This window comes from Bradyrhizobium sp. Ses1 (genome assembly GCF_059512365.1).
The window spans coordinates 2,501-5,914 of record NZ_JCAMOQ010000122.1 but is presented as its reverse complement, the minus strand read 5'-3'; the positions used below and the strand labels follow the sequence as shown (position 1 = coordinate 5,914).

General features: G+C 55.2%; 2 tRNA genes and 2 rRNA genes (1 of these 4 running past the window's edge). All 4 read left to right on the top strand.

The annotated features are described in order from the left end of the window. Positions 1-333 precede the first annotated feature (333 nt). A 16S ribosomal RNA gene (locus AC5ZG5_RS45510) occupies positions 334-1,822 on the top strand. A gap of 228 nt (positions 1,823-2,050) precedes the next feature. After that, positions 2,051-2,127 (top strand) — tRNA-Ile (locus tag AC5ZG5_RS45505). A 109-nt stretch (positions 2,128-2,236) separates the two neighbouring features. After that, positions 2,237-2,312 (top strand) — tRNA-Ala (locus AC5ZG5_RS45500). Between the two features lie 474 nt (positions 2,313-2,786). Continuing rightward, positions 2,787-3,414: ribosomal RNA gene (locus tag AC5ZG5_RS45495) — 23S ribosomal RNA — on the top strand (it continues 2,212 nt past the right edge of the window). The 16S and 23S rRNA genes sit together here with 2 tRNA genes alongside, the layout of an rRNA operon.

Here is a 3,414-nt window from a genome sequence, read left to right as displayed (position 1 = left end):
ACTCAACAGCCGACGTAAATCGGTTGGGGATTCGCCGTCGGGTGAAGAGGGTCGGAACCCTCCTAAGGGTGTGAGGTCTTCGGATCTCGGGCTGTTTGACAAGTGAAGATGAAGAAAGAGAAACGTGGACGGCGGAGTCCTTGCGGGTCTCGATTTTGAAAACCTCGGTTTTCCCGATCGGGACCGGACGAAAGACTTCGGCGGTACACGTTTTGAATAAGGTTACACCATGGCCTCTTCATTGAGGTCAGGTCGCCAGCGATGTGAATCGCTGTGCGATTTCGGTGTGGACCTCGTCAAACGTTGTGATCAGCCGGTTCAAAGTTTCAAGTCCAACTTGAGAGTTTGATCCTGGCTCAGAGCGAACGCTGGCGGCAGGCTTAACACATGCAAGTCGAGCGGGCGTAGCAATACGTCAGCGGCAGACGGGTGAGTAACGCGTGGGAACGTACCTTTTGGTTCGGAACAACACAGGGAAACTTGTGCTAATACCGGATAAGCCCTTACGGGGAAAGATTTATCGCCGAAAGATCGGCCCGCGTCTGATTAGCTAGTTGGTGAGGTAATGGCTCACCAAGGCGACGATCAGTAGCTGGTCTGAGAGGATGATCAGCCACATTGGGACTGAGACACGGCCCAAACTCCTACGGGAGGCAGCAGTGGGGAATATTGGACAATGGGCGCAAGCCTGATCCAGCCATGCCGCGTGAGTGATGAAGGCCCTAGGGTTGTAAAGCTCTTTTGTGCGGGAAGATAATGACGGTACCGCAAGAATAAGCCCCGGCTAACTTCGTGCCAGCAGCCGCGGTAATACGAAGGGGGCTAGCGTTGCTCGGAATCACTGGGCGTAAAGGGTGCGTAGGCGGGTCTTTAAGTCAGGGGTGAAATCCTGGAGCTCAACTCCAGAACTGCCTTTGATACTGAAGATCTTGAGTTCGGGAGAGGTGAGTGGAACTGCGAGTGTAGAGGTGAAATTCGTAGATATTCGCAAGAACACCAGTGGCGAAGGCGGCTCACTGGCCCGATACTGACGCTGAGGCACGAAAGCGTGGGGAGCAAACAGGATTAGATACCCTGGTAGTCCACGCCGTAAACGATGAATGCCAGCCGTTAGTGGGTTTACTCACTAGTGGCGCAGCTAACGCTTTAAGCATTCCGCCTGGGGAGTACGGTCGCAAGATTAAAACTCAAAGGAATTGACGGGGGCCCGCACAAGCGGTGGAGCATGTGGTTTAATTCGACGCAACGCGCAGAACCTTACCAGCCCTTGACATCCCGGTCGCGGACTCCAGAGACGGAGTTCTTCAGTTCGGCTGGACCGGAGACAGGTGCTGCATGGCTGTCGTCAGCTCGTGTCGTGAGATGTTGGGTTAAGTCCCGCAACGAGCGCAACCCCCGTCCTTAGTTGCTACCATTTAGTTGAGCACTCTAAGGAGACTGCCGGTGATAAGCCGCGAGGAAGGTGGGGATGACGTCAAGTCCTCATGGCCCTTACGGGCTGGGCTACACACGTGCTACAATGGCGGTGACAATGGGAAGCGAAGACGCAAGTCCTAGCAAATCTCAAAAAGCCGTCTCAGTTCGGATTGGGCTCTGCAACTCGAGCCCATGAAGTTGGAATCGCTAGTAATCGTGGATCAGCACGCCACGGTGAATACGTTCCCGGGCCTTGTACACACCGCCCGTCACACCATGGGAGTTGGTTTTACCTGAAGACGGTGCGCTAACCGAAAGGGGGCAGCCGGCCACGGTAGGGTCAGCGACTGGGGTGAAGTCGTAACAAGGTAGCCGTAGGGGAACCTGCGGCTGGATCACCTCCTTTCTAAGGATGGTCCTTCAGAGAGCTCACGCTCACTATCGGATCGTTTTAGAAACATCTCGGGGCCAATCGATCGCCAGATCGCTTGAGCTCCATAGGCGGGATTTCGCCGTCTTCGTTTCTCTTTCTTCGCGGACGAACACGCGCCAGGGGCTAGAGCGCTGTGCGATGCATCGGCGAAAGCCGGTTGCGCGCGAGCGGGTTCCTAATCCTTTGTAGGATGAGCGTTAGGGGCTTGTAGCTCAGTTGGTTAGAGCGCGCGCTTGATAAGCGTGAGGTCGGAAGTTCAAGTCTTCCCAGGCCCACCAGCCTTCGCGCTTCGCTGCTTCGGCCAGGCAGGCCCTTCGAGACGAGGCTGCCGCGCCGTAGCCTTGGCGAAGGCGGGCTAAATCAATCGGGCATTCGTCTTCTGGTTACGGGGCCATAGCTCAGCTGGGAGAGCGCGTGCTTTGCAAGCATGAGGTCGTCGGTTCGATCCCGTCTGGCTCCACCAGCCTTCGCTGGCGGATCGCCAGCTACGGCTCGGCAAGCCAACCAAAGCGAAGGCTGCCGCGTCGAAGCTCGAAGAGCGAAGACGGGCTGGCGCCTCGACTGAAGCATCATCGTCCGCGAAACATCAATTCGCACACGCAGTCCGGATGGACGCGGTGTGCGTGTTATCTGACATCGTAAAGAGGAGATCGATCCAAGTTTGGGATCTGCGGAGCAATTCGCGGGTGCTCATTCACTATCTCCAGATCATTTTCGGCGCTCGTTCATCGCAAGATGAACGGGTTGTAAAATGATCCTTGTTAGCGAAGCTTGACCGCCTCGCTATTGGTTCGATCTTACGAAGCAAGCTGGTCTTTCTAATCAATGTCCGGCCGCGCAAGCAGCATTCATCGAGGGTGCGCGCTTTGGGATTTCGGTCTCACTGCGATTGGGCGGCATACATTCTGCCGAGTGTGTGGACATTGATAATGAGAGCAATCAAGTGCCTTAAGGGTGTTCGGTGGATGCCTTGGCGCTGAGAGGCGATGAAGGACGTGCTACGCTGCGATAAGCCGTGGGGAGCTGCGAAGAAGCTTTGATCCACGGATTTCCGAATGGGGAAACCCACCTTCGATAGCCGGAACTCCAAGACCTTGTGTTTTGGGGTTCGACCAGAAATGCGAGAAATCAAGCCGCGAGGTTTTGGATTTCCGGTTATCAAGAGAAGGTATGAGACTTCTGAATAAAATAGGAGGTTTCAAGCGAACCCAGGGAACTGAAACATCTAAGTACCTGGAGGAAAGGACATCAATCGAGACTCCGTTAGTAGTGGCGAGCGAACGCGGACCAGGCCAGTGATACATCAAAGACAACCGGAACCTGTCAGGAAAGCAGGGCCTTAGAGGGTGATAGCCCCGTACGGGTAATGCGATGATGTATCCTTGAGTAAGGCGGGACACGTGCAATCCTGTCTGAACATGGGGGGACCACCCTCCAAGCCTAAGTACTCCTCAGCGACCGATAGTGAACCAGTACCGTGAGGGAAAGGTGAAAAGCACCCCGACGAGGGGAGTGAAATAGACCTGAAACCGGACACCTACAAACAGACGGAGCCCAAGATGCGT